The sequence below is a fragment of the Streptomyces sp. NPDC052701 genome, assembly GCF_040678355.1.
Classification (GTDB): Bacteria; Actinomycetota; Actinomycetes; order Streptomycetales; family Streptomycetaceae; genus Streptomyces.
This window is the reverse complement of the sequence record NZ_JBFATO010000001.1, coordinates 335,174-358,275: the sequence shown is the minus strand read 5'-3', so window position 1 is coordinate 358,275 and position 23,102 is coordinate 335,174. Positions and strand designations below refer to the sequence as shown.

Sequence of the window (23,102 nt, the reverse complement as noted above, 5' to 3'; positions counted from 1 at the left end):
GCCGGACGCTGAGCCGGGCCGGGCGCCCGCTCAGGCGCCCGGCCGCGGCGCCCGCGCGGCGACTTGGTCGGCCTGTCCGCCGGCGCCGAGCAGGCCGGTGGCCCGGAACGGCTCCCCCGCCTCCAGCAGGGGCAGTCTGCGGCGCGACACCCGCAGCACCACGGGCGGCAGCGCCGCGCGCGTCACCTGCACCAGGCGCAGCCAGGCGGGCACGTACACGGCGGTGCGGCGGTGCTCCACCGCCCGTGCCAGCCGGGCGGCGACCAGGTCCGCCGGATGCACGCGCCGGGCGGGAAGCGGCATGTGGGCGCGCAGTTCCCGCAGGACCGCGTGCCGGTCGGCGTCGCGGATCATGTCGGTGTCCACCCAGTTCAGGTAGGCGATGCCCACGGCCACCCGGTGGTGGGCCTCCTCGGCCCGCAGCGCGTGGGCGAAGGCCTCCACGCCCGCCTTGGAGGCGCAGTAGGCGCTCATCATGGGGGAGGCGCCCAGGGACGCCAGCGAGGCGATCTGGAGGTAGTACCCGGCCGTCTCCCTCAGGTCCGGCAGGAAGACCCGGGCCGTCTGGGCGCTCCCGGTCAGGTTGACGTCGATCACGCGGCGCCAGCGGTCCGCGGCCGTCAGGGCGAAGGGGCCGCCCTCCGCGATCCCCGCGTTCGCCACGACGGCCGAGGCGGGGCCCAGCCGCGCGCGGACCGCCCGCGCGGCCCGGCGCAGTCCCTCCTCGTCGGTGATGTCGACCTCGTACGTCAGCGACGGGGCCGGCAAGGAGCGCGCCACCTCCTCCAGGCGGGCCCCCTCGTGGCCGAGCAGGGCCAGCCGGGTGCCGCGGCGTGCCAGGTCGCGGGCCAGGGCGGCGCCCACCCCGCGGGCGGCTCCGGTCACCACGACGGTGCGGTTCACAAGCGGGCCGTCGGTCATGGGCGGTTCCCCTCGTCCCGGTGCCGGGCGGGCTCCCGTCCGGGTTCCCCCCTCCTGCGGGTTCCCTCGCGGCCCGGGCCCGGATGCGGGTCAGGACGGCGGCGTCCCGGGCCGGGCGCGGGCCGCGGGCCGGTCGCCGTGCCCCGGCGCGCCGGTGCCGCGCGCGGGGGTGACGTCGGGACGCGCGGTGTGGTCGGGGTGGCCGGCCGTGCGGCGGGCTTCCTTCAGCTCCGCCTCGTACAGGTGGCCGCGTCCTCCGGCGAGTTCCGCGACGGCGGCGCGTTCCAGCTCCTTGAAGGGGTGGTAGTAGGTGTCGTCGTAGGCCTCGACGATCTGGAACGTCCAGTGGCCGGGGATGACGTTGCGGCCCGTGACCTGGGTTTGCACCCTCTCGGCCCACTCCGGGTGCCCGGCCTCGCGCAGCAGGGCCGCCGCCCGGTCCAGTTCGAGGTCCGCGGTTCCGGTCAGCTGGTGGAAGCTGTAGAGGTGGCCCCGGGCCCGCTCGGTCGTCTCCATCGCCTTCGACAGCGATCCGAGGGCCTCGACCGTCTTGTCACTGACGCCCTCGGGCCGCTGATGGGCCCGGTCGGGGCCGCCGTCGTGGGAATCCATCGTCTTGCCTCCGGCTGTGGGGATGCGGGTCGCCCGGCGCGCGCCGGGCACGGGCGGACGGTCCGCGCGCCTGCGCCGGTGAGGGGGCCGGCGGGGGCCCGGCGAGGGCGGGCCGGCGCCGGCGGTCCGGTCAGCGCTTCCTGCCGGTGCGGTCGCGGCGGGCCAGCAGGCGCTGCGCCCGGGCCCCGCCCGGTGGCAGACGCCGGCGCAGCGCGGCGTGTGCGGCGTTGGCGCCCGGGGCGCCGTGCACGCCGCCGCCCGGGTGCGCGCCGGCCGACGCCAGGTACAGCCCGGCGACGGGTGTCTCCGGGCGCCCGGTGCCGGGTACCGGGCGGAAGAGGAGCTGCTGGTGGAGGGCGGTGGTGCCGCCGTTGATGGCGCCTTGGTGCAGATTCGCGTCGAGCGACTCCAGGGTCGGCGGGGCGAGGACGCGCCGGGCGCGGATCAGGGAACGGAAGCCGGGGGCGAACCGTTCGACCTGGCGCTCCACGCGGTCGGCCATGATCTCCTGTTCCTTGGTGTCCCAGGTGCCCGTCAGACCCTCCTCCCCCGCGTCGGAGCGGACGTCGAGGGGCAGGTGCGTGTAGGCCCAGGCGGACTCGGTGCCCGCCGGGGAGCGGGAAGGGTCGGCGGTCGTCATCTGGCCGAACAGCGCGAAGGGACGGTCGGGGACCCGGCCCATGGCGATCTGGGCCGCGAACCGGGTGAGCTCGTCGACGCCGTCCGCGAGGTGCACGGTGCCGGCTCGCGCGGCCTGCTCGGCCCGCCAGGGCACCGGCCCGTCCAGGGCCCAGTCCACCTTGAACGTGGCGAAGTCCCACTGGAAGCGCCGCAGGTCCTCCAGCAACTGGCCGGGGAGGTGCTCCGCGGGGACGAGCTCGCCGTACAGCGCGGGCACGGACACGTCCGCGAGCACCGCCCGCCGGGCCTCGACCGCTTCGCCGTCGGCGGTGCGCACGCCCACGGCCCGGCCGCCGCGGACGATGATCCGGCCGGCCCGCTGTCCGCAGCGCAGCGTGCCGCCGCGGGCCAGCAGCCGGCGCGTGAGGGCCTCGGTGAGGGCACCGGAGCCGCCGACCGGCACGGGAAAACCGTACGTCTGGCCGAGCATCGACATCAGCCAGCCGAAGCCTCCGCTGCCCGCGGCCTCCGGGGCCAGGTCGGCGTGGAGCGCGTTCCCGGCGAGCAGGAGCCTGCCGCCCTCGCCCCGGAACTCCTCCTCCCCCATCCGCCGCACCGGCAGCAGCAGGCTGCGGGCCAGGCGCAGCCCTCCCGCGGCCCGCAGGCGGACGGCGAGGCGGGCCCCGGCCCGCACCGGTGGGAAAGGGGTGAACAGGGCGTCCAGTAGATCGGGGCGCAGGCGCTGCCAGACGTCGTGCAGGCGGCGCCAGGCCGCGCCGTCCCCGGGCGCGAAGGCGTCCAGGGAGTCCGCCGTCGCGTCGATCCTGCGGTCCAGGACGGCGCACCTGCCGTCGCCCAGCGGATGGGCCAGGACGTGGGGGGCGTGGCTCCACCGCAGCCCGTGGTCCTGCAGGCGCAGTCCGGCCAGGACCGGGGAGGCGGCGGCGAGCGGGTAGAAGGAGCTGAAGAGGTCGTTGACGAACGCGGGGTCGACGCCCCTGTCGTGGCGTACGGCTCCGCCGGGCTCCTGCTGTTCCTCCAGGACCGTCACGCTCCAGCCGGCGTCCGACAGCAGGTTCGCGGCCACGAGTCCGTTGGGTCCGGCCCCGATCACCACGGCGTCAGGCATGCCGGGCCCCCGGCGTGCCCACCCCCGTGTGCGCTCCGCCGGCGGACTCGCCGGGCCGTGTCCCGGACTGCGCTTCGGCCTCGGCCTCGCAGACCCGGGTGAGGCGGGCGAGCATGGCGCGGTGCCGCAGCTGGATGAGGACCTCCGTGCCCACGTTGTGCAGCCGGCTGCCCGTTCCCTGCAGGGGGTGCTCGTCCACGAGCACCAGGCAGTGGTCGCCCCAGGGGCGCAGTTCGAGGGCGATCCGCGCGGTGCCCAGCGGGCCGGCCTTCGCCTCGAGCTCCAGCGCGCTCCCCTCTTCGCAGCGGCGTACGACCGTCTCGTTGGTGAGCCGGGCGGGCCCCAGCCGGACCTCGTAGCTGATCGCCGCGCCCGTCTGCGGCCACTGCCCGCGCACGGGACGCGACTTCGCGGTGCCCACCACCCAGTCCGCGTAACGGCTGCCGTCGGCGAGGACGGCCCACACCGTCCGCGGACTGGTCTTGATCAGACAGTGGCGCACTGCCATACCCGTCTCCCGCCTTCCGCTTTCCGTCTGCCCGTCACCGCGGAGTGCCCTCTCCCCCGCCGGTCAAACGGGCCGGCGTCCGGACGGACGGCGAGCGGACGCGCACGGGGGCACCCGCCCGCAGCGCCCGGCCGTGGCGCCCGGCGCACGCCGGGTACGGGGCCGGGGAGCGCCGGGGTTCAGCCGGTGTGCAGGCCCGCCATGCCGCCGTCGGGGTCGTCCAGGAGGGCGATGCGGACGGTGATGCTCTTGCCGACCGGTTCCCGCCGCGCCTCGAAGCCCTGCGCGACGGCCATCACGATCTCCAGCCCGTGCTGGCCCACCCGGCCCGGGTCTGCGGCGCGGGCCACCGGCAGCACCGGGTCGCTGTCCCAGACCGTCACCTCCACCGTCACGCCCACGACGCGCAGGTCGAGCGTCACCGGGCCCGGAGCGTACTTTCGGGCGTTGGTGACCAGTTCGCTGACCACCAGCTGTGTGACGTCCATCGCCCGCGCCGACACGGGAATCCCGAGTTCGGCCTGCACCCGGCCGAGGAACTCGGCTCCGAGATGACGGGCGCGGGCGATGCACCCCCCGTCACCGTCGAGAGCGACCGTCATCCGCGCAGGATCGGGATCCGGCACCATGCCGCCCTCCTCCGAGGGAACCGGCTTCATCCGGATCTCCTTGACTACCCCGTTCATACGCCCGCGCATACCCCTCTTTGCCCAGTGCACGCCTCCTGTGCTCCGGGTTCCCGAGACCATTCAGGTGGATCACCCGTAAGATCCGGGGCAGTCTTCCGGACACATGCATTGGCCAGAGATTCACCGAGCGTTGTTGAGGAACGTGTGGCAGAGACCAGCGGCACCGCAGGGCAGGACAGACTGACGATCACCCGCACACCCGCGGACGGCATCAGCGTCATCGCCGTGCACGGCGAGATCGACCACCACACCGGCGACCCCCTGCACCGGGCGCTCACCCCGCACGACGGCGCGGGCGCGCCGCGGATCGTGGTGGACCTCAGCGGTGTGACGTTCATGGACTCCAGCGGCATCAACATCCTCATCGCCGCCCACAACGCCGTCCGCGACGCGCAGGGCTGGCTCCGGCTGGCCGGCCCGACCACGTCCGTGCTGCGCACGATGCAGCTCGTCGGCCTCGACGAGGTCATCGAGTGCTACCCCACCGTCGGCGACGCCCTCGGCGCCTGACGGCCGGCTCGGACGCGGGCGTCCGTCGCGCGCGGTCCGCGAACCGCGTGGCGTGACCGGGGGCCCGGGGGTTACCCGGTGGGCATGAGACTGCCTCTTCCGGGACGGAAGAACCACCACGCCGGCGGCGGGCCCACCCGCAGGGTGCCGACGCCCGAGGAGGCCGGCCCCGGCCCCGAGGTGGAACGGCGGGCACCGGGCACACCGACCGAACTTCCCAGGCGGGCCTGGGGTGCCGTGCTCAAGGGCGCGGTACGGGAGTTCCAGGACGACGAACTGACCGACCGGGCCGCCGCGCTGACGTACTACGGCGTGCTGTCGCTGTTCCCGGCGCTGCTGGTGCTGGTGTCGCTGCTGGGCATCACGGGGAAGTCGGCCACGGACAAGGTGCTGGACAACCTCGGGCAGCTCACCCCCGGCGCCGCCCGTGACATCCTCACCCGGGCCGTGGAGCAGTTGCAGGGCAACGCCGGTACCGGTTCGGTCATGGCCGTCGTGGGCCTGGTGCTGGCGGTGTGGTCGGCCTCCGGGTACGTCGCCGCGTTCATCCGCTCGGCCAACAGGGTCTACGACATGCCCGAGGGGCGCCCGGTGTGGAAGGTCCTGCCGGTGCGGATCGCGCTGACGGTCGTCCTGATGGTGCTCGCGGTGGTCAGCGCGCTGATCGTCGTCTTCACCGGCGGCATCGCCCGCCGGGCGGGCGCCGTGCTCGGCCTCGGCGACACCGCGCTGGCGGTGTGGTCGATCGCCAAGTGGCCCGTCCTGGTCGTCCTGGTCACCGTCATGATCGCGATCCTGTACTGGGCCAGCCCGAACGCCAGGGTCAAGGGCCTGCGGTGGATCACCCCGGGCAGCTTCCTGGCCCTGCTGATCTGGGTGGCCGCCTCCGCCGGGTTCGCGTTCTACGTCGCCGGCTTCGCCTCCTACAACAAGACCTACGGCACCATGGCCGGCGTCATCGTCTTCCTGGTCTGGCTGTGGATCACCAACCTGGCGATCCTGCTGGGCCTGGAGTTCGACGCCGAGATCGCACGGCAGCGGGCCATCGCCGGCGGCCATCCGCCCGAGGCCGAGCCGTACACCCAGCCGCGCGACACCAGGAAGTGGGACGAGGAGGACCTGCGCCGACTGGGCGACGCCTGACCGGGCCCGCCGGCCGCGCCGGGACGCTCCCGGCCACCGGGCCGGTCCGCCGGTGCCGACGGGCCGGGGACGCACCGCCCCTCGCGGCGGAGGGCCGCGCCCGCCGCCACCGCGCCGAGCCCTTCCCGCAGACCCACACCGAAAAAGCGACACCGTTGGCGAATTTCCGGTGCCAACGGAGGTTGGTGATCACTAGTGCAGTATCAAGCAACGTCGGCCCTGGTTGTCGCCCGGCGGTGTCGGCTCGATCGAGCCGATGCAGCAGATGGGCGGCGCCCGTCCGGCTCCGGTGAGGACCTCTTCGGCGTCGATGGCTCGTTACGGATCCATGCCTGCCTGGGTCATGCCCCCAGGTCCTCCGTCACGGGCAGGCACTCGGCGAGCAGGTCGACGACGTCGCGCCAGGCTCGCTGCGCGTGCTGTGGGTGGTAGCCGACACCGGGGACCACGGGGTGGTCGACCGGCGGGTGGTGGAAGGCGTGCAAGGCGCCGCCATAGATCGCGAGGCGCCAGTCGACGCCCGCGGCCTGCATCTCAGCGGTGAACGCGTCTCGTTGCGCGGGCGGCATGATCGGGTCTTCCGAGCCGACCCCGGCCCACACCGGGCAGCGGATGCGCGCTGCCTCGCCCGGTCGGCCCGTGGTGGTTGCGTTGACTGTCCCGATCGCGCGCAGGTTGACGCCGCCTCGCCCGAGTTCCAGCGCAATGGCGCCCCCGGTGCCGTAGCCGATGGCGGCGATCCGGTCGGGGTCGGTCCGGGGCTCGGTGCGCAACTCGTCGAGTGCCGCGTGGCCGATGCGCCGCATCCGGTCGGGATCAGCGAGCAGTGGCATGCAACGGGCCAGCATCTCCTCGGGGTCACCCAGATAGCGCCCGCCGTGAAGGTCGAAGGCCAGCGCTACATATCCCAGCTCGGCGAGAGCATCGGCCCGGCGGCGCTCGACGTCGCTGAGCCCCATGCCCTCTGGTCCGAGCAGCACCGCAGGCCGGCGGTCGACACCGGCCGGGAGCGCGAGGTGCCCGATCATCGTCAAACCGTCGGCCGGGTACTCGACCGTACGCGCCGTGATCGTCGTCATGGGACTGGACTGTAGTGATCGTCGAGCCCGGTCCGGCCGGTGTTCTGCCGCTGGCAGAACAGCGTAGGTGTCCTCTGGAACACGGGACGGGCCCGGCGCTCAGGGCTTCGAGATCATCTCGTTGCCCCTTTGGCGCGTATCCCGGTCACACCCCTCGCAGGCCCGACGGCGCACGAGACAGCGGCCGGAGACTCCTGGCGCACCACTCGCAACTCATGGGACTGATGGCCACTTCGCGGTGGACGCAGGCCGGCCGCGTCTTACTGGGCGGGCCGGAGGGATGCCAGGTGAGATGTGCGAATGCGGGCTCTCGGGGTGTCGGTCCACCATGCATCGAGGCGGTGGAAGTTCATCGCGGCCGCGGTGAGCTGATGCCGCAGACGAGTCTTGGCCAGGCCGTGCTGTCGGCATCGCCGCGGACCGAAGGCTCGAACACCTTGGGAGATGGTGCCTTCGACACCAGCCCGGTGGGCGTACTGCTCCTTCCACTCCTGAGTGTCTTCCTGGGCTCGTGCCTGCTGGATCGCCTCGTACTCCGCTTGCGGACGGAGGGTGACCCGACGGCCCATGTCCCCGGCCGCCCGCGCACCGCGTCCGCGGCCTGCCGGTCCGACAGGTCCTCGGCGAACTGCATGACCGGGACGAGCGCCAGCCTGCCCGGTGACCACGCCGGCTCCCCCCTGTTCGGATACAGCTCGGTGAAGTCCGCGTCCGAGAACAGCTCGCCCGACTCGTCACGGGTCCGCATGGCCAGGCTGCCCTTCGGAAACGCAGCCCGCACCACCCGGGCCGTCTCCTCGGGGACCCCGTCGATCTTCCCGGCGTGCAACGACACCGACACCCTCCCCGACACAACGTCGGCCTTCACGACCACAACGGGTCGTGAAGGCCGACGTCACGTTCAGCCCCAGGATTCGCCGACAGTGTCAAAACGCCGGGGCGCGGCCGCCGGTCACCGCCAGGGCGGAGACCGCGCGGGCCGGCAGCCGGCAGGGCACCGTCCGACGGACGAACGCCTTCCATCCGGAGAGCGCGGCCAGGACGCAGGACACGCCCAGGTCGAGCGCCGCCCTGGAGGAGGCGGTCGCGGGCACCGGGCACCGCACCGGACTTCCGCCTTCACCACGGGCACCGGCCCCGCGCCGGGAGCAGGCCGAGACCGATCGTCCGCCCGCGGATGTGGTCGTAGTATCTAGTGATCTCGTGGGGGGTGGTCATGAGCAGGCAGCGTCCCGGCACACCGACACTGGAGGAAGTGGCCGCGCTCGCCGGTGTGGGACGGGGCACCGTCTCCCGTGTCATCAACAACGCGGCGGGCGTGAAGGATTCGACGCGCCGTGCCGTGCAGCGCGCCATCGCCGAACTGGGCTACGTGCCCAACCTGGCGGCCCGTTCGCTGGCCGGCCGGCGCGCGGACGCCGTCGCCCTGGTCATGACGGAACCGGACTGGCGGCTGTTCGGCGAGCCGTTCTTCTCGGAGATCGTCCGCTCCGTCGGGGACGCCCTGACCGAGACCAAGGTGCAGCTGCTGCTCACCCTGGTCCGCACGGACGCCGAACGGCAGCGCTTCGTGGAGTACGCGCGCGGTGGCCGGGTCGACGGCGTGATGCTGATGTCCGTGCACGCCGAGGACCCGCTGCCCGACATGCTCGCGGACGTGGGGCTGCCCACCGTCATGCTGGGGCGGCGCTCGGGCGAGGAGAGCGTGACCTACGTCGACGCGGACAACGCCGGCGGCGCCCGCACCGCCGTGGCGCACCTGCTCGGGCACGGCCGCCGCACGATCGCGACCGTCACCGGACCGCTCGACATGTACGTGGCCCAGTGCCGGTTGCGCGGCTACCGCGAGGCGCTGGAGCGGGCGGGCATCGAGGTCAGGCCCTCCTGGATCGCCGAGGGCGACTTCACCGAGGAGAGCGGGCGCCGGGCGACGGCCGGGCTCGTCGAGCGCGCCCCGGAGATCGACGGCGTCTTCGCGGCGTCGGACACCATGGCCGCCGGAGCGCTGAAGGCCCTGCGCGCGGCGGGCCGCCGGGTACCGGAGGACGTCGCGGTGATCGGGTTCGACGACTTCCCGCTCGCCCAGCACACGGATCCGAAGCTGACGACGGTGCGCCAGCCGCTGGAGGAGATCGGCCGGACCATGGTGCGGTTGCTGCTGGAGGAGATGGAGGACTCGGCGGTGGCCTGGCGGCACGTCATCCTCCGCACGGAGCTGGTCCTCCGGGACTCCGCCTGACCCGGCCCTCCCCCGTTGCGCCGCGCTCGTGTCCCTGGTGCGCCGCGCTCCCCTCCCCCGTTCCGCCGCGCTCCCGTCCCTGGTGCGCCGTTCTCCTCGACGCGCCCTCGTCCGTCCCGCGGGCGCCGGCCACCGAATGTTTCGGGAGCGCTCCCAAAAGCGCTTCCCCTTTCTCACCCCGCCCCCGGTGACCTGCGGCTTCGAAATTGATTCGACCCGGCCCCGCCCACAGCCTTGTCAGGGACATGTGAGGCTTCTACAGTCCCATCCCGAACCGGTTTATGGGAGCGCTCCCATCAGTGGGGAGAGGGGAGCGCTCCCGCACGCTCCACCGGTCCGTCCCCGAACCCTCTTGGAGAGGTCCCCCCGCAATGCGACGGTTACCGCACCAACTCCGCGCCCTGCGCGGCCTGTTCGCACCCCTGCTCACCGCTGTCGCCGTGGTCGCGGCGCTGGTGACCGCGACGGCGCCGGCCCAGGCGGACACCACGATCTGCGAACCGTTCGGATCGACCACCGTCCAGGGGCGCTACGTCGTCCAGAACAACCGCTGGGGCAGCAGCGCGACCCAGTGCGTCACCGCCACGGACACCGGCTTCAGGGTCGCACAGGCCGACGGCTCGGTGCCGACCAACGGCGCCCCGAAGTCGTACCCGTCGGTCTTCAACGGCTGCCACTACACCAACTGTTCGCCGGGCACCAACCTCCCGGCGCGGATCAGCGGCATCTCCAGCGCGCCCAGCAGCATCTCGTACGGCTACGTCGGCGACGCCGTGTACAACGCCTCGTACGACATCTGGCTCGACCCGACGCCCCGGACCGACGGGGTGAACCGGACCGAGATCATGATCTGGTTCAACAAGGTGGGCCCGATCCAGCCGATCGGCTCCCAGGTCGGCACGGCCACCGTGGGCGGCCGCACCTGGCAGGTGTGGACGGGCAGCAACGGCTCCAACGACGTGATCTCCTTCGTCGCCCCGTCGGCGATCAGCAGCTGGAGCTTCGACGTCATGGACTTCGTCCGCCAGGCCGTCACACGCGGAATGGCGCAGAACGACTGGTACCTGACGAGCGTGCAGGCGGGCTTCGAGCCGTGGCAGAACGGCGCGGGGCTGGCGGTGAACTCCTTCTCCTCGACCGTCAACACCGGCGGCACCGGCCCGGGCAACCCCGGTGACCCGGCGGCGGCGTGCACGGTGTCGTACGCGACGAACGTGTGGCAGGGCGGCTTCACCGCCGACGTCACCGTGAAGAACACCGGTTCCTCCGCCGTCGACGACTGGAAGCTCGCCTTCACCCTGCCCTCCGGGCAGCGCATCACCAACTCCTGGAACGCCTCCGTCCCTTCCGCCTCGGGCGCCGTGACGGCGAGCGGGCTGGGCCACAACGCGCAGATCGCGCCCGGCGCCAGCCAGAGCTTCGGCTTCCAGGGCACCTACAGCGGCACCTTCGCGCGGCCGGACGGCTTCAGCCTCAACGGCACCGCCTGCACGAGCGCGTGACGCGAGCGGCGGGCCGCACCCGCCGCGTCCCCCCGCTCCGGGGCCCGCTCTTCCTCCCTGCGCCGGCAGGGCGGGCCCCGGGTCTCCCCCCACCGACGGACCGTCCCCGGAAAGGCCTGTCCGCATGAGCCGCCCACCCCTGCCCCGCCGCCCGGCGATCCTCGCCACCCTGTGTGCCGTGGCCCTGTCCCTGACGGGCCTGACCGGCGCCGCCCCGCCGCCGGAGCAGTCCTCCGCCGCCCTGCCCTACCAGGATCCGTCGCTGCCGGTGGCGGACCGCGTCGAGGACCTGCTGTCCCGGATGACGCCGGACGACAAGATCGGCCAGATGACGCAGATCGAGAAGGACGCGCTCGTCCCGCAGTCCGACCTCGCCACGTACCGCATCGGCTCGGTGCTCTCCGGCGGCGACTCCACGGTCAGCCCCAACAACGCCCGGACCTGGGCCGACACCTACGACTCGCTGCAGCGCACCGCCCTCGGCACCCCGCTGGGCATCCCGATGATCTACGGCATCGACGCCGTGCACGGGCACAACGCGGTCCGCGGCGCCACGGTCTTCCCGCACAACATCGCTCTGGGCGCCACCCGCGACCCGGCGCTGGTGCAGCGCGTCGGCCGCGCGGTCGCCGAGGAGGTGGCGGGCACCGGCATCGACTGGTCCTTCGCCCCCTGCCTGTGCGTGGCCCGCAACGACCGGTGGGGCCGGACCTACGAGTCGTTCGGCGAGAAACCCGAACTTCCCGCCGCCATGACCACGTTCGTCACCGGCATGCAGGGCGAGACCCTGGGCGCCGACCCCGCCTCGGTGCTCGCGACCGCCAAGCACTACCTCGGCGACGGCGGCACCACCGGCGGCGTCGACCAGGGGAACACGGAGCTGTCCGAGGCCGACCTGCGCGCGATCCACCTGCCGCCGTTCAAGGAGGCGGTGCGGCGGGGCGTCGGCTCGGTGATGCTCTCCTACAGCAGCTGGAACGGGGTGAAGTCGCACGCCCACAAGTACCTGGTCACCGACGTCCTCAAGGGCGAGCTGGGCTTCACCGGGTTCGTCGTGTCCGACTGGGCGGCGATCGACCAGCTCGACGGCCGGAGCGGCTTCACCGCCGCCGAGATCACCACCGCCGTCAACGCGGGCGTCGACATGGTGATGGTGCCGCACGACTACAGGAAGTTCCTGAGCCTGCTGCGCGGCGAGGTGAGCGCCGGCCGGATCCCCATGGCGCGCGTCGACGACGCCAACCGCCGCATCCTCACCAAGAAGTTCCAGCTCGGCCTGTTCGAACGGCCCCTCACCGACCGCTCCCGCACCCCGGAGGTCGGTTCCGCCGAGCACCGGGCGCTGGCCCGGCAGGCCGTACGGGCCTCGCAGGTGCTGCTGAAGAACGACGGCGGCGTCCTGCCCCTGGCGAAGAACGCCAGGCTGTTCGTCGCCGGCAAGTCCGCCGACGACATCGGCAACCAGAGCGGCGGCTGGACGGTGGGCTGGCAGGGCCGCAGCGGCCCCGTCACCGAGGGCACCACCATCCTGCAGGGCATCCGCGCCGCCGTCACCGACCCGTCCCGGGTGACGTACGACCGCTACGGCAACGGCATCGACGGAGGCTACGCGGCCGCCGTGGCCGTCGTCGGGGAGACGCCCTACGCCGAGGGGCGCGGCGACCGGCCCGGGAGCATGGGGCTGGACCAGGAGGACCTGCAGACCCTGGCCCGGCTGAAGGCGAGCGGCGTGCCGGTGGTCGTGGTCCTGGTCTCCGGGCGTCCGCTCGACATCGCCGCCCAGCTGCCCGACTGGAAGGCGCTGCTGGCGGCCTGGCTGCCCGGCACCGAGGGAGGCGGCGTGTCGGACGTCCTGTTCGGCGACCACGCCCCGACCGGCAGGCTGCCCGTGACGTGGATGCGCAGCGCCTCCCAGCAGCCGGTCAACGACGGCGACGGCAAGACCCCGCTCTTCCCGTACGGCCACGGCCTGTCCTACGGCACCGTGCCGGCCCGGGGCGCGCCGCCCGCCTGAGCCGCGCGCCCCTCCCCACGCTCCCCCGCCCGTCCGGCGGCGTCCTCCCCGGACGGGCGGGGGCTCCACCACCGGACGGTGAGCCGCGAGGAGAGAAGAAAGCCCCGGAAGAAAGCCCCGGAAGAAAGCCCCGGAACGATCCCCACGAAGGCACAGGAGACACCATGGCTCGACGCAAGAAACGACTGGTTTCGCTGGCGGCGGTACTGGCGACCCTGCTCGGCGGAATCGGTCTGGCCCTGCTGGGCCAGGGCAGCGCGCAGGCGCACGGCGTGACGATGATGCCCGGGTCGCGGACCTACCTCTGCTACCTGGACGCCAAGACCAGCACCGGATCGCTGAACCCGACGAACCCGGCGTGCCGTGCCGCGCTCGACCAGAGCGGCGCGTCGTCGCTGTACAACTGGTTCGCCGTGCTCGACTCCAACGCGGGCGGACGCGGTCCGGGCTACGTCCCGGACGGCAAGCTGTGCAGCGCCGGCGACCGCTCCCCGTACAACTTCACCGGCTACAACGCCGCCCGCGCGGACTGGCCCCGGACGCATCTCACCTCCGGGGCGACGATCAGGGTCCGGCACAGCAACTGGGCGGCGCACCCGGGTGACTTCCGGGTGTACCTGTCCAAGCCCGGTTACTCGCCCACCTCCCCCCTGGGCTGGGCCGACCTGGAGCTGATCCAGACGGTCACCAACCCGCCCCAGTCGGGGTCGGTGGGCTCCGAGAGCGGCCACTACTACTGGGACCTGAAGCTGCCCTCGGGCCGCTCGGGCAACGCGGTGATGTTCATCCAGTGGGTGCGCTCGGACAGCCAGGAGAACTTCTTCTCCTGCTCCGACGTCGTCTTCGACGGCGGCAACGGCGAGGTGACCGGGATCCGCGGCTCGGGCGGCACCCCGGCCCCGGACCCGGCCCCGACCCCGACGCCCACGCCGACCGACCCGCACACCGGGTGCATGGCCGTCTACAACGTGACGAACTCCTGGAACGGCGGTTTCCAGGGCACCGTCGAGGTGATGAACCACGGCGCGTCCCCGCTCAACGGCTGGGCCGTGCAGTGGAAGCCCGGTTCCGGGACCCGGATCGGCAGTGTGTGGAACGGTTCGGTGTCCACCGGCTCCGACGGCACGGTGACGGTGCGCAACGCCGATCACAACCGCGTGATCGGCGCCGACGGGAGCGTGACGTTCGGCTTCACCGCCACCTCGACGGGCAACGACTTCCCCGCCGGGACGATCGACTGTGTGACGCCGTAGTCCCCGCCCCGCCGACCGGGAGGCGCCGCGCGGTCCTGCGCGGCGCCTTCCCCTGTGCGGCGCCTTCCCCCTGCGCGCGGCGAGTCGTCACGGGCCTGCCCGGCGTGCTCCGGCCGGGCCGCGGTCGCCGGGTGGCCCCCACCGGCGCACAGTGGGGAGGAGGGACCGCAGCGAGGAAGGGTGCGTCGTATGTGCCGGTGGCTCGCCTACTCGGGTACGCCCGTGCTGCTGGAGACGCTTCTCTACCGGCCCAGACACTCGCTGATCGACCAGAGCCTGCACGCGCGGCTCGGCGCGGAGACGACCAACGGCGACGGGTTCGGGGTGGGCTGGTACACCGACTCCCGGGACAGCCCGGGCGTCGTCCGGGACACCAGCCCGGCCTGGAACAACCGCAACCTGCGGGAGATCGCCTCGCACGTGCGCTCCCCGCTGTTCTTCGCGCACATCAGGGCCTCCACGGGCTCGGCCGTCCAGCAGACCAACTGCCATCCCTTCCGGCACGGCCGCTGGATGTGGATGCACAACGGGGCGGTCACGGACTTCCACCGGCTGCGCCGGGACCTCGCGCTGGCCGTCGATCCGGTGCTCTTCTCGGGCATCGAGGGCTCGACCGACTCGGAGATCATGTTCCACCTGGCGCTCACCTTCGGGCTGGACCAGGACCCGCCCGGCGCCGTCGCCCGGATGGCCGGTTTCGTCGAACGGCTCGGTCACGAGCACGGCGTGGAGTTCCCCCTGCAGATGACGGTGGCGGTCACCGACGGCCTGCGCACCTGGGCGTTCCGCCACTCCAGCGAAGGCGTCTCGCGCTCGCTCTTCTTCAGCAACCGGGTGGAGACGCTGCGCAGACTCCACCCGGACGTGACGTTCCTGCGGGAAGTGTCCGACGAGACCCGCCTGGTCGTCTCCGAACCCCTGGGCGACCTGCCCGGCGCGTGGACCGAGGTCCCCGACGGCAGCTGCTTCGTGGTGCAGCCGGGCACGGACGAACTCCGTGAGTTCACCCCGGTCGCGCTCCAGGTGTATTGACCCGCGACGCCGTGCGCGCACTCACGCCAGCCGGCCGCCCACCGTCGCACGCCAGGCCGGGGACCGGTCCGGCAGGGCGGCCGGTGCCGCGGGCCGGGAGCGGCGGCCGCCGCGGGCGAAGAAGTCGGCGAGCGGCAGGGTGGCGGCGCCCACGGTGACGGCGTCGGGGCCGAGCCTGCCCAGCTCGATGCCGACGCGTTCGGCGGGGTAGCGCAACGCGTGGGACAGCGCGTGGGCGCGCACGGACTCCAGGAAGCGCGAGCCGAGCTGGAGGCCCGCCCAGCCGCCGATGAGGATGCGCTCGGGCTGGAAGAGGTTGATCAGGTCGGACAGGCCCGCGCCCAGGTACTCCGCCGTCTCGGCCAGGACCGAGGTGGCCACCGGGTCCGGCTCGCCGCCGCCGTCGGGGTACGCGGCCGCCAGCATCGCCGTCAGCGCGGTCTCCTCGTCGACCTCGCGCGGGGGCCGTCCTCCCGCCTCCTGCCAGCGCTCCAGCAGCGCCTCCGCCCCCGCGTACGCCTCCAGGCAGCCCAGCGCCCCGCAGCGGCAGCGGCGGCCCCGCACCCGCACGGTGAGGTGCCCCCACTCCACGGCCCGGCCGCCCTCGGCCTCGTCCGCGACCACGCAGGCGCCGACGCCCGAGCCGAAGAGCACGACCACCGCGTTGCGCGCGCCGCGTCCGGCGCCGAACCACATCTCGGCCTGTCCCAGGGTCCGCGCGCCGTTGTCGATGAAGTAGGGCACGTCCTCGGGGAGCCGGCCCGAGGCGCGCAGCATCCGCTCCAGCGGGACGGCGTCCCAGCCGATGGTCTGGCCGTGCACCACCGCGCCCTCGGCGGTGCGCTCGACGATGCCGGGTACGCCGATGCCGACGCCGAGCAGCGCGTCGGGGGTGACCTCGGCGGCGTCCATGACCTCGGCGAGGCCGTCGCTGATGTGCCCGGCGATCAGCTCGTCGTCGTAGCGGCCCCGCCGTCCGTTCCGGCCGGTGGCCAGCGGCCGTTCGGCGCGGGCGAGTTCGGCCAGGGACAGGTCGAACAGTTCGACGCGGACCCGGGTCTCGCCGACGTCCACACCGATCATGTGCCCGCCGTGCGGGGCGACGCGCAGCAGGATACGGGGGCGGCCGCCGTCGGACTCGACGCTGCCGGCCTCCTCCAGCAGTCCGTCGGCGAGCAGCTCGGTGACGACGTTGCTGACGGAGCCCGAACTCAGTCCGGTCGCGGGGCCGAGGGCGTTGCGGCTCATCGGTCCGTCGAAGAACAGCCGCCGCAGCACGGTGGCGCGGTTCTCCCGCCGCAGGTCACGGACCGTCCGGCCGTTGCGCGTTCCCACTGGACCCCCTCTGGTGCTCGTCTGCCCGCAAGATACCTTCCCGGGCACTTCTGCCGGATCCCTTGACGGACGTTTTCCGCACGGCTTAACTCACGTCCTAAATTAAGCCATGAGGGGCTTTGGAAGTCGAACGGGTGTCGGCTTCGGGAGCCGCCCTCGGGTTCTCGACTCCCGGAAAGGGACACCAGGAGCCATGCGCAGCATACGAGCCGCGGCCGTAGGTGCCGTCACCCTGTCTCTCGCCCTGGCCGCCACGGCCTGCGGAGGCGGTTCGTCGACGGGCGGCGGGTCGAACGACTCGCCCAGGACGCTCACGTACTGGGCCACCAACCAGGGCGCGAGCATCGAGGTCGACAAGAAGGTCCTGCAGCCGGAGCTCGACAAGTTCGAGAAGCAGACCGGGATCAAGGTCGAGCTGGAGGTCGTCCCCTGGTCCGACCTGCTCAACCGGATCCTCACCGCGGCCACCTCCGGCCAGGGCCCCGACGTCCTCAACATCGGCAACACCTGGAGCGCCTCCCTGCAGGCCACGGGCGCGCTGCTGCCGTGGGACGCCGAGAACTTCGCCAAGATCGGCGGCAAGGACCGCTTCGTCGACTCCGCCCTCGCCTCGACGGGCGCCGAGGGCGAGGACCCGGCCGCGGTCCCGCTGTACTCCATGGCGTACGCCCTCTACTACAACAAGGAGATCCTCGCCGACGCAGGTGTCTCCAAGCCCCCGGCCACCTGGGACGAACTGACCGCCGCCGGCGAGAAGATCCGGCAGCGCGGCAAGCAGGTCCTGGGCGCCGAGGGCTCCAACCTCTCCGAGAACATCCACCACGTCTTCGTCTTCGCCAAGCAGCACGGCGCGGACTTCTTCACCGCCGACGGCAAGCCGGACTTCACCAGCGACGGCGCGGTCACCGCGGTCAAGCAGTACGTCGACCTGATGGCCAAGGACAAGGTCATCCCGCAGGGCAACGCCGAGTACGCGCAGAACCAGTCCGTGTCCGACTTCGCCAAGGGCAGGACGGCGATGCTGCTGTGGCAGTCGGCGTCGGCGAACCTGAAGTCGCAGGGCATGAGCGAGGACCGGTACGGCGTCGCGCCCGTGCCCGTGCAGTCCGGCACCCCGGGCGCGGGCACGCAGGTCAACTCGATGGTCGCCGGCATCAACATGGCCGTCTTCAAGAACACCGACAACCTCGACGGCGCCACGAAGTTCGTGAAGTTCATGACCGGCGACGCCGAGCAGAAGATCCTCAACAAGGCCTACAGCACCATCCCGCCGGTCAAGGCCGCCCAGTCCGACCCCGCCTTCAACACCCCGGCGAACGCCGTCCTGAAGAACACCCTCGCCACGAGCGCCGCCGCGCTGCCGCAGGTCGCCGACGAGTCGCAGTTCGAGACGGCGGTCGGCACGGCCGTCAAGGAACTGTTCGCCGACGCGGCCGCCGGACGCGCGGTGACCACCGCCTCGGTCAGGGCCCGGCTCGAGAAGGCCCAGCAGCAGATGCCGACGAAGTGAGCACGATGACGACCACCGTGGAAACCGGCAGGCCGCCGGTGCACGAGAAGACCCCCGGTGCGGCGCGCGGCCTCCGCCGCCGCACCGGGCGGTTCCACCGCGCCGCCCTGCCGTACCTGTTCCTCCTGCCCGCCCTGCTGCTCGAACTCCTGGTCCACCTGGTGCCGATGGTGATCGGCATCGTGATGAGCTTCAAGGAGCTCACGCAGTTCTACATCCGCGACTGGGGCGCCGCGCCCTGGTCCGGTTTCGACAACTACCGCGTGTCGGTGGACTTCGACGCCCCCGTCGGCGAGGCGCTGCTCCACTCCTTCCTGGTCACCGTCGCCTTCACCGTGCTGTCGGTCGGGCTGTGCTGGCTGATCGGCACCGCGGCCGCGATCTGCATGCAGGACGCGTTCCGCGGCCGGGGCCTGCTGCGGGCCCTGTTCCTGGTGCCGTACGCGCTGCCGGTCTACACGGCCGTCATCACCTGGGTGTTCATGTTCCAGCACGACAACGGCCTGGTGAACCACGTCCTGCACGACCAGCTGGGTCTGACCGACAAGCCGTCCTTCTGGCTGATCGGCGACAACAGCTTCGTCGCCCTGCTGACGGTGTCGGTGTGGAAGGGCTGGCCGTTCGCCTTCCTCATCGTGATGGCCGGGCTGCAGAACATCCCCCGGGAGCTGTACGAGGCGGCCGCCCTGGACGGCGCCGGGATGTGGCAGCAGATCCGCCGCATCACCCTGCCGTCGCTGCGGCCGGTCAACCAGGTGCTGGTCCTGGTGCTGTTCCTGTGGACGTTCAACGACTTCAACACGCCGTTCGTCCTGTTCGGCAGGGCCGCCCCGCAGGCCGCGGACCTCATCTCGGTCCACATCTACCAGGCCTCCTTCGTCACCTGGAACTTCGGCGCCGGATCCGCGATGTCGGTCCTGCTGCTGCTCTTCCTGCTCGTCGTCACGGGCGTGTACCTGGCGCTCACCTCACGTGGACGGAGGGCCTCCGATGCATAGGTCCCCGATGGCCCCGCCCCGGTCCTTCCTGTGGTCCCGGCGGATCTTCCTGACCTTCCTCACCGGTTTCGTCCTGGTGCCGGTGTACGTGATGGTCTCCAGCTCCCTGAAGCCGCTGGCGGACGTCACCGCCGGGTTCCGCTGGATACCGAGCAGTCTGACGATCCGCCCGTACATCGACATCTGGTCCACGGTGCCGCTCGCCGAGTACTTCGTGAACTCCCTGATCGTGGCGGGCGCGGCGACCGTCTGCTCGGTGGTGATCGCGGTCTTCTCCGCCTACGCGGTCAGCCGGTACCGCTTCCGCGGCAAGCGGGTGTTCACGGTGACGGTGCTGTCCACCCAGATGTTCCCCGGCATCCTCTTCCTGCTGCCGCTGTTCCTGCTGTACGTCAACATCGGCAACGCCACCGGCATCGCCCTGTTCGGCTCCCGCGGCGGACTGATCCTGACGTATCTGACCTTCTCGCTGCCGTTCTCGATCTGGATGCTCATCGGGTACTTCGACTCGGTGCCGCGCGACCTGGACGAAGCGGCGATGGTCGACGGCTGCGGCCCGCTCGGCGCGCTGTTCCGGGTCGTCGTGCCCGCCGCGGTCCCCGGCATCGTCGCCGTCGCCGTGTACGCCTTCATGACCGCCTGGGGCGAGGTGCTCTTCGCCTCCGTGATGACCAACGACACCACCCGCACGCTCGCCGTGGGCCTGCAGGGCTACTCCACGCAGAACGACGTGTACTGGAACCAGATCATGGCCGCCTCCCTCGTCGTCAGCGTCCCCGTCGTCGCCGGCTTCCTGCTGCTGCAGCGCTACCTCGTCGCCGGGCTCACCGCGGGAGCGGTGAAGTGACCGGCGGTGACGTGACCGGCGGTGACGTGACCAACCACCCCCTTCCCGAAAGGACTTCCGTGTCCGACGCCATCGACCTCGCCGCTCTCCCCGACGACTTCCTGTGGGGTACGGCCACTTCGGCGTACCAGATCGAGGGAGCGGTGGCCGAGGACGGCCGCGCGCCGTCGATCTGGGACACCTTCTCCCACACCCCCGGAAAGATCGACAACGACGACCACGGCGACGTCGCCTGCGACCACTACCACCGCTGGCGCGAGGACATCGGTCTGATGCGGCGGCTCGGCACCAACGCCTACCGCCTGTCGGTGGCCTGGCCGCGCGTCGTGCCGGGCGGCGACGGCCCGGTGAACGCCAAGGGCCTCGCCTTCTACGACGAGTTGGTCGACGGCCTGCTGGAGGCGGGCATCACCCCTTCCGTCACCCTGTACCACTGGGACCTGCCGCAGGCCCTGCAGGACCGGGGCGGCTGGCCCGAGCGGGACACCGCCGAGCACTTCGCCGCGTACGCGTCGGTCGTCGCCGAGCGCCTCGGCGACCGCGTCACCCACTGGGCCACCCTCAACGAGCCCCTGTGCTCGGCCTGGATCGGCCACCTGGAGGGCAAGATGGCCCCCGGCTGGACCGATCTGACGGCCGCCGTCCGCGCCTCCTACCACCTGCTGCTCGGGCACGGCCTCGCCGCCCGGGCCATCCGCGCCGCCACCTCGTCCGCCGAGGTCGGCATCGTCAACAACCTCTCCACCGTGCACGCCGCCTCCGACCGCCCCGAGGACCAGGCGGCCGCCCGCCGCATGGACGGCCACACCAACCGCTGGTGGCTCGATCCGGTGCACGGCCGCGGCTTCCCCGCCGACATGCGCGAGGTCTACGGCGTCGACCTGCCGGAGAAGCCGGGCGATCCGGAGATCATCGCCGCACCGCTCGACTGGCTCGGCCTGAACTACTACTTCCCGCAGACCGTCGCCGACGACCCCGCCGGCCCGGCGCCCCGCGTCCGCGCGGTGCGCCGTCCCGGCGTCCCCCGCAGCGGCATGGACTGGGAGATCGACGCGAGCGGCATCGAGACGCTGCTGCTGCGCCTCACCCACGAGTACGGCGCCCGCAGGCTGTACGTCACCGAGAACGGCTCCGCCTTCCCGGACGTGGTCCGCCCCGACGGCACGATCGACGACCCCGAACGCGAGGACTACCTGGTGCGGCACCTGGCCGCCTGCGCCGACGCCGCCCGCCAGGGCGCCCCGCTGGCCGGCTACTTCGCCTGGTCGCTGCTGGACAACTTCGAGTGGGCGTACGGCTACGACAAGCGCTTCGGCCTGGTCCACGTCGACTACCGCACCCAGGCCCGCACCATCAAGGGCAGCGGACACCGCTACGCGCAGATCGTGAGCGCGCACCGGGCCCGGCACCGCAAGGCCGCCTGAGACACGCCGCCGGCCGCGGCGGGCGGGGCCCCGGGGCCCCGCCCGCCGCGTGGCTCAGGCCTCCTTCCAGACCATCGCGGTCAGCACGGCGCTCGTGACGGTGACCGGGAGACCGGCCTGGTTCAGCAGCCGCACCCGCATGCTGCGGCCCGACGCGAGCCGCTTGGTCAGGGGGACGACCGCGAACGTGCCGCCCGCGGTCCCGGTGATCTCGTGGATCGGGTGGTCCGCGCGGTGCCGGTCGCCCTCGAACTCCGCCATGCGCGCCTGGACGACGGCGCCCACGGGCAGACCGTCGACGCGCAGGCTGACGGTTCCGGTGAAGCGGGCCGGGCCGCGGACGAAGACGCTGCCGCCGGTCGCGTGGTCGCCGGTCTCGTCGGTCCACTCGGTGGTGAACTCGACGGAGTCCCAGACGCCGGGGGCCAGTTGGTACGGCTCGGCGATGCCGAGGTTGACGTACTGGGGCATGGGGTCCTTTCCTTCCCACTGGCCCGCCGGGCGGGCCAGGCAGTCGGCGACGTCACGGCGGAAGTCGGCCATGTCGAATCCACGCGGGTCGGGCTTCTGGTCGCTCCACTCCAGGTGGCCGATCGCGCTCCGGTGTCCCCACCCGTGCGCGCGGCACAGCGCGGCGGTGGCCCTGACCATGGCGGCGTACTGGGCGAGCGGCCACGGGTCCCTGCCGTCGCCCGCGTTCTCGCACTCCCAGCCGTAGAAGCGGGCGTTGCCGTCGACGGCGCCGGCCGAACCGTCGTGCTCGTGCGTCGGGGGCGGGTAGGCGCCGTAGGACTCGCCGATGACGGCGTCGAGCACGTCGCCGTCGCCGCCGCCGGCGTGGTTGGCGCGGCCGTTGGCGGTCAGGTGGACGACGCCGTCCTTGGTGATGCACCCGGTGGCGAGCGGACCGGGCAGGGCGCTGTGGCCGCGGTAGATCAGCCCGACGACGTCCGTGCCGGGCCCGGTGACGGTGTGGTGGACCATCACGCCGTGCACCGGCCCCCAGGGGCCCTTGTGGTTGCGGTTGTGGGTGCGCCAGTCGCCGACCTCGTGGACGGTGCAGCCCTCGGCCTTCAGAGCGGCGACGAGCCGGGCGGCGGTGAGCGGGGTGGCCATGGGTCAGTCCTCCGTTCCGGACGCGCCGGGGTCCGCCGCGAGGACAGTGGTCGCGGCTGCGGGCCCTGCCCGCCGGACGGCCTCGCCCGCGCCCTTCCCGGCACGAGCGTCGCCGGGCCCGGACCATTGTCCTGCGCCGCCGGCCCCGCCGTACGCCGAATTCGCGAGATCGGCCGGATCCTGACGCAGTGGCTCCGGTACCGGTGCGCCGCCTCACCGCCTCACCGCCTCGCCGCTTCGCCGCCTCACCGCCTGCCGCGGCTCCGGCAGGGAGGGGTGTCGGTGGCCGGGCGTACCGTCCGGGGCCGTGGACTCGCCCGCCGCCGGGGAGTCCTGGCCCCGCGTCGGCGCCCGACCGGTCCGGCCCCGTCACCCGGGCCCGACCGCGCCCGCCCCGTCGCCCGCGCCCGACCGGTCCGCCGGCCCGAACAGGGCCCGGCCGCCCGCGCCCCCTGTACGCTGGGGTCCGTTCGTGCCGGATCACACCGCTCACGGCCGGGGGCCGGAGCGTCGGGGAGGTGGGGCTGATGACCGCGCCGAGGACCGCCGCGCACGGCGCCCGGGTCTTTTTCGTCCCCCGGGCCGCGGCCTGATCCTGTCCTGCCCGCCCTCGCCGGGAG

Annotated in this window: 21 protein-coding genes; 11 read left to right on the top strand and 10 right to left on the bottom strand. The window is 72.8% G+C overall.

The window, feature by feature from the left end; genetic code table 11:
- Positions 1 to 30 precede the first annotated feature (30 nt).
- The 5 genes from AB0L29_RS01465 to AB0L29_RS01445 all read right to left on the bottom strand — a co-directional run bounded on the left by AB0L29_RS01465 (position 31) and on the right by AB0L29_RS01445 (position 4,450).
- Positions 31 to 921, bottom strand: a complete 891-nt coding sequence (locus tag AB0L29_RS01465) for an SDR family oxidoreductase (RefSeq protein ID WP_365822108.1) — start codon at positions 919 to 921, stop codon at positions 31 to 33.
- A 90-nt stretch (positions 922 to 1,011) separates the two neighbouring features.
- Entirely contained in the window at positions 1,012 to 1,533 is a 522-nt protein-coding gene (locus AB0L29_RS01460; protein ID WP_365822106.1) for a hypothetical protein, read from the bottom strand.
- A 130-nt stretch (positions 1,534 to 1,663) separates the two neighbouring features.
- Positions 1,664 to 3,283 (bottom strand): NAD(P)/FAD-dependent oxidoreductase, encoded by a 1,620-nt coding sequence (locus AB0L29_RS01455; protein ID WP_365822104.1) that lies wholly within the window; start codon positions 3,281 to 3,283, stop codon positions 1,664 to 1,666.
- The gene (locus AB0L29_RS01450) at positions 3,276 to 3,791 is read right to left on the bottom strand and encodes an SRPBCC family protein (RefSeq protein ID WP_365822102.1); all 516 of its coding nucleotides are present in this window, start codon (positions 3,789 to 3,791) and stop codon (positions 3,276 to 3,278) included. The genes AB0L29_RS01455 and AB0L29_RS01450 overlap by 8 nt, the downstream gene beginning before the upstream one ends.
- Before the next feature lie 179 nt (positions 3,792 to 3,970).
- Positions 3,971 to 4,450: an ATP-binding protein gene (locus AB0L29_RS01445; RefSeq protein ID WP_365822100.1), complete on the bottom strand. Its 480-nt coding sequence runs from the start codon at positions 4,448 to 4,450 to the stop codon at positions 3,971 to 3,973.
- Positions 4,451 to 4,624: 174 nt separating this feature from the next.
- Here AB0L29_RS01445 and AB0L29_RS01440 point away from each other — a divergent pair, with 174 nt between their 5' ends.
- Together AB0L29_RS01440 and AB0L29_RS01435 are read left to right on the top strand one after the other, a co-directional pair.
- Positions 4,625 to 4,990 (top strand): STAS domain-containing protein, encoded by a 366-nt coding sequence (locus AB0L29_RS01440; RefSeq protein WP_365822098.1) that lies wholly within the window; start codon positions 4,625 to 4,627, stop codon positions 4,988 to 4,990.
- Between the two features lie 84 nt (positions 4,991 to 5,074).
- On the top strand, positions 5,075 to 6,133 hold the full coding sequence (locus AB0L29_RS01435) for a YihY/virulence factor BrkB family protein (RefSeq protein ID WP_365822096.1): 1,059 nt from the start codon (positions 5,075 to 5,077) through the stop codon (positions 6,131 to 6,133).
- A gap of 341 nt (positions 6,134 to 6,474) precedes the next feature.
- On the opposite strand, the gene AB0L29_RS01430 is transcribed toward AB0L29_RS01435, so the two are convergent.
- The 3 genes from AB0L29_RS01430 to AB0L29_RS01420 form a co-directional block, all read right to left on the bottom strand.
- Positions 6,475 to 7,212 carry a dienelactone hydrolase family protein gene (locus tag AB0L29_RS01430; protein WP_365822094.1) on the bottom strand — a complete coding sequence of 246 codons (738 nt, stop codon included), beginning with the start codon at positions 7,210 to 7,212 and terminating at the stop codon, positions 6,475 to 6,477.
- A gap of 260 nt (positions 7,213 to 7,472) precedes the next feature.
- On the bottom strand, positions 7,473 to 7,781 hold the full coding sequence (locus tag AB0L29_RS01425; protein ID WP_365822092.1) for a transposase: 309 nt from the start codon (positions 7,779 to 7,781) through the stop codon (positions 7,473 to 7,475).
- Between the two features lie 357 nt (positions 7,782 to 8,138).
- Entirely contained in the window at positions 8,139 to 8,306 is a 168-nt protein-coding gene (locus AB0L29_RS01420) for a hypothetical protein (protein ID WP_365822090.1), read from the bottom strand.
- Between the two features lie 122 nt (positions 8,307 to 8,428).
- Here AB0L29_RS01420 and AB0L29_RS01415 point away from each other — a divergent pair, with 122 nt between their 5' ends.
- From AB0L29_RS01415 to AB0L29_RS01395, 5 genes are all read left to right on the top strand, one after another.
- Entirely contained in the window at positions 8,429 to 9,451 is a 1,023-nt protein-coding gene (locus AB0L29_RS01415; RefSeq protein WP_365822088.1) for a LacI family DNA-binding transcriptional regulator, read from the top strand.
- 371 nt (positions 9,452 to 9,822) lie between these two features.
- Positions 9,823 to 10,953, top strand: a complete 1,131-nt coding sequence (locus AB0L29_RS01410) for a cellulose binding domain-containing protein (RefSeq protein ID WP_365822086.1) — start codon at positions 9,823 to 9,825, stop codon at positions 10,951 to 10,953.
- Between the two features lie 124 nt (positions 10,954 to 11,077).
- Entirely contained in the window at positions 11,078 to 12,967 is a 1,890-nt protein-coding gene (locus tag AB0L29_RS01405) for a glycoside hydrolase family 3 N-terminal domain-containing protein (RefSeq protein ID WP_365822084.1), read from the top strand.
- Positions 12,968 to 13,131: 164 nt separating this feature from the next.
- Positions 13,132 to 14,220, top strand: a complete 1,089-nt coding sequence (locus AB0L29_RS01400; protein ID WP_365822082.1) for a lytic polysaccharide monooxygenase — start codon at positions 13,132 to 13,134, stop codon at positions 14,218 to 14,220.
- Positions 14,221 to 14,409: 189 nt separating this feature from the next.
- Positions 14,410 to 15,252 carry a class II glutamine amidotransferase gene (locus AB0L29_RS01395; protein WP_365822080.1) on the top strand — a complete coding sequence of 281 codons (843 nt, stop codon included), beginning with the start codon at positions 14,410 to 14,412 and terminating at the stop codon, positions 15,250 to 15,252.
- A 21-nt stretch (positions 15,253 to 15,273) separates the two neighbouring features.
- Here the strand turns inward: AB0L29_RS01395 and AB0L29_RS01390 are convergent, their stop codons facing one another.
- On the bottom strand, positions 15,274 to 16,587 hold the full coding sequence (locus AB0L29_RS01390) for an ROK family transcriptional regulator (RefSeq protein ID WP_365822078.1): 1,314 nt from the start codon (positions 16,585 to 16,587) through the stop codon (positions 15,274 to 15,276).
- Between the two features lie 193 nt (positions 16,588 to 16,780).
- Between AB0L29_RS01390 and AB0L29_RS01385 the strand changes: the two genes are divergently transcribed.
- Genes AB0L29_RS01385 through AB0L29_RS01370 form a run of 4 tightly spaced genes read left to right on the top strand, consistent with a single transcriptional unit; the run spans position 16,781 to position 21,366 of the window.
- Positions 16,781 to 18,097: a sugar ABC transporter substrate-binding protein gene (locus AB0L29_RS01385; RefSeq protein WP_365822076.1), complete on the top strand. Its 1,317-nt coding sequence runs from the start codon at positions 16,781 to 16,783 to the stop codon at positions 18,095 to 18,097.
- Positions 18,094 to 19,095 carry a sugar ABC transporter permease gene (locus tag AB0L29_RS01380; RefSeq protein ID WP_365822074.1) on the top strand — a complete coding sequence of 334 codons (1,002 nt, stop codon included), beginning with the start codon at positions 18,094 to 18,096 and terminating at the stop codon, positions 19,093 to 19,095. The genes AB0L29_RS01385 and AB0L29_RS01380 overlap by 4 nt, the downstream gene beginning before the upstream one ends.
- A gap of 7 nt (positions 19,096 to 19,102) precedes the next feature.
- Complete coding sequence (locus AB0L29_RS01375) at positions 19,103 to 19,942, top strand: carbohydrate ABC transporter permease (protein WP_365822675.1); 840 nt, start codon at positions 19,103 to 19,105, stop codon at positions 19,940 to 19,942.
- A 59-nt stretch (positions 19,943 to 20,001) separates the two neighbouring features.
- Complete coding sequence (locus tag AB0L29_RS01370) at positions 20,002 to 21,366, top strand: GH1 family beta-glucosidase (protein WP_365822072.1); 1,365 nt, start codon at positions 20,002 to 20,004, stop codon at positions 21,364 to 21,366.
- 54 nt (positions 21,367 to 21,420) lie between these two features.
- On the opposite strand, the gene AB0L29_RS01365 is transcribed toward AB0L29_RS01370, so the two are convergent.
- Positions 21,421 to 22,482 carry an N-acetylmuramoyl-L-alanine amidase gene (locus AB0L29_RS01365; RefSeq protein WP_365822070.1) on the bottom strand — a complete coding sequence of 354 codons (1,062 nt, stop codon included), beginning with the start codon at positions 22,480 to 22,482 and terminating at the stop codon, positions 21,421 to 21,423.
- Positions 22,483 to 23,102 lie beyond the last annotated feature (620 nt).

What these genes read in the sequence shown, in the direction of transcription:
- AB0L29_RS01465 (WP_365822108.1), bottom strand. Translation starts at nt 921, where the DNA reads ATGACCGACGGCCCGCTTGTGAACCGCACCGTCGTGGTGACCGGAGCC.
- AB0L29_RS01460 (WP_365822106.1), bottom strand. Translation starts at nt 1,533, where the DNA reads ATGGATTCCCACGACGGCGGCCCCGACCGGGCCCATCAGCGGCCCGAG.
- AB0L29_RS01455 (WP_365822104.1), bottom strand. Translation starts at nt 3,283, where the DNA reads ATGCCTGACGCCGTGGTGATCGGGGCCGGACCCAACGGACTCGTGGCC.
- AB0L29_RS01450 (WP_365822102.1), bottom strand. Translation starts at nt 3,791, where the DNA reads ATGGCAGTGCGCCACTGTCTGATCAAGACCAGTCCGCGGACGGTGTGG.
- AB0L29_RS01445 (WP_365822100.1), bottom strand. Translation starts at nt 4,450, where the DNA reads ATGAAGCCGGTTCCCTCGGAGGAGGGCGGCATGGTGCCGGATCCCGAT.
- AB0L29_RS01435 (WP_365822096.1), top strand. Translation starts at nt 5,075, where the DNA reads ATGAGACTGCCTCTTCCGGGACGGAAGAACCACCACGCCGGCGGCGGG.
- AB0L29_RS01430 (WP_365822094.1), bottom strand. Translation starts at nt 7,212, where the DNA reads ATGACGACGATCACGGCGCGTACGGTCGAGTACCCGGCCGACGGTTTG.
- AB0L29_RS01425 (WP_365822092.1), bottom strand. Translation starts at nt 7,781, where the DNA reads ATGGGCCGTCGGGTCACCCTCCGTCCGCAAGCGGAGTACGAGGCGATC.
- AB0L29_RS01415 (WP_365822088.1), top strand. Translation starts at nt 8,429, where the DNA reads ATGAGCAGGCAGCGTCCCGGCACACCGACACTGGAGGAAGTGGCCGCG.
- AB0L29_RS01410 (WP_365822086.1), top strand. Translation starts at nt 9,823, where the DNA reads ATGCGACGGTTACCGCACCAACTCCGCGCCCTGCGCGGCCTGTTCGCA.
- AB0L29_RS01405 (WP_365822084.1), top strand. Translation starts at nt 11,078, where the DNA reads ATGAGCCGCCCACCCCTGCCCCGCCGCCCGGCGATCCTCGCCACCCTG.
- AB0L29_RS01400 (WP_365822082.1), top strand. Translation starts at nt 13,132, where the DNA reads ATGGCTCGACGCAAGAAACGACTGGTTTCGCTGGCGGCGGTACTGGCG.
- AB0L29_RS01395 (WP_365822080.1), top strand. Translation starts at nt 14,410, where the DNA reads ATGTGCCGGTGGCTCGCCTACTCGGGTACGCCCGTGCTGCTGGAGACG.
- AB0L29_RS01385 (WP_365822076.1), top strand. Translation starts at nt 16,781, where the DNA reads ATGCGCAGCATACGAGCCGCGGCCGTAGGTGCCGTCACCCTGTCTCTC.
- AB0L29_RS01375 (WP_365822675.1), top strand. Translation starts at nt 19,103, where the DNA reads ATGGCCCCGCCCCGGTCCTTCCTGTGGTCCCGGCGGATCTTCCTGACC.
- AB0L29_RS01365 (WP_365822070.1), bottom strand. Translation starts at nt 22,482, where the DNA reads ATGGCCACCCCGCTCACCGCCGCCCGGCTCGTCGCCGCTCTGAAGGCC.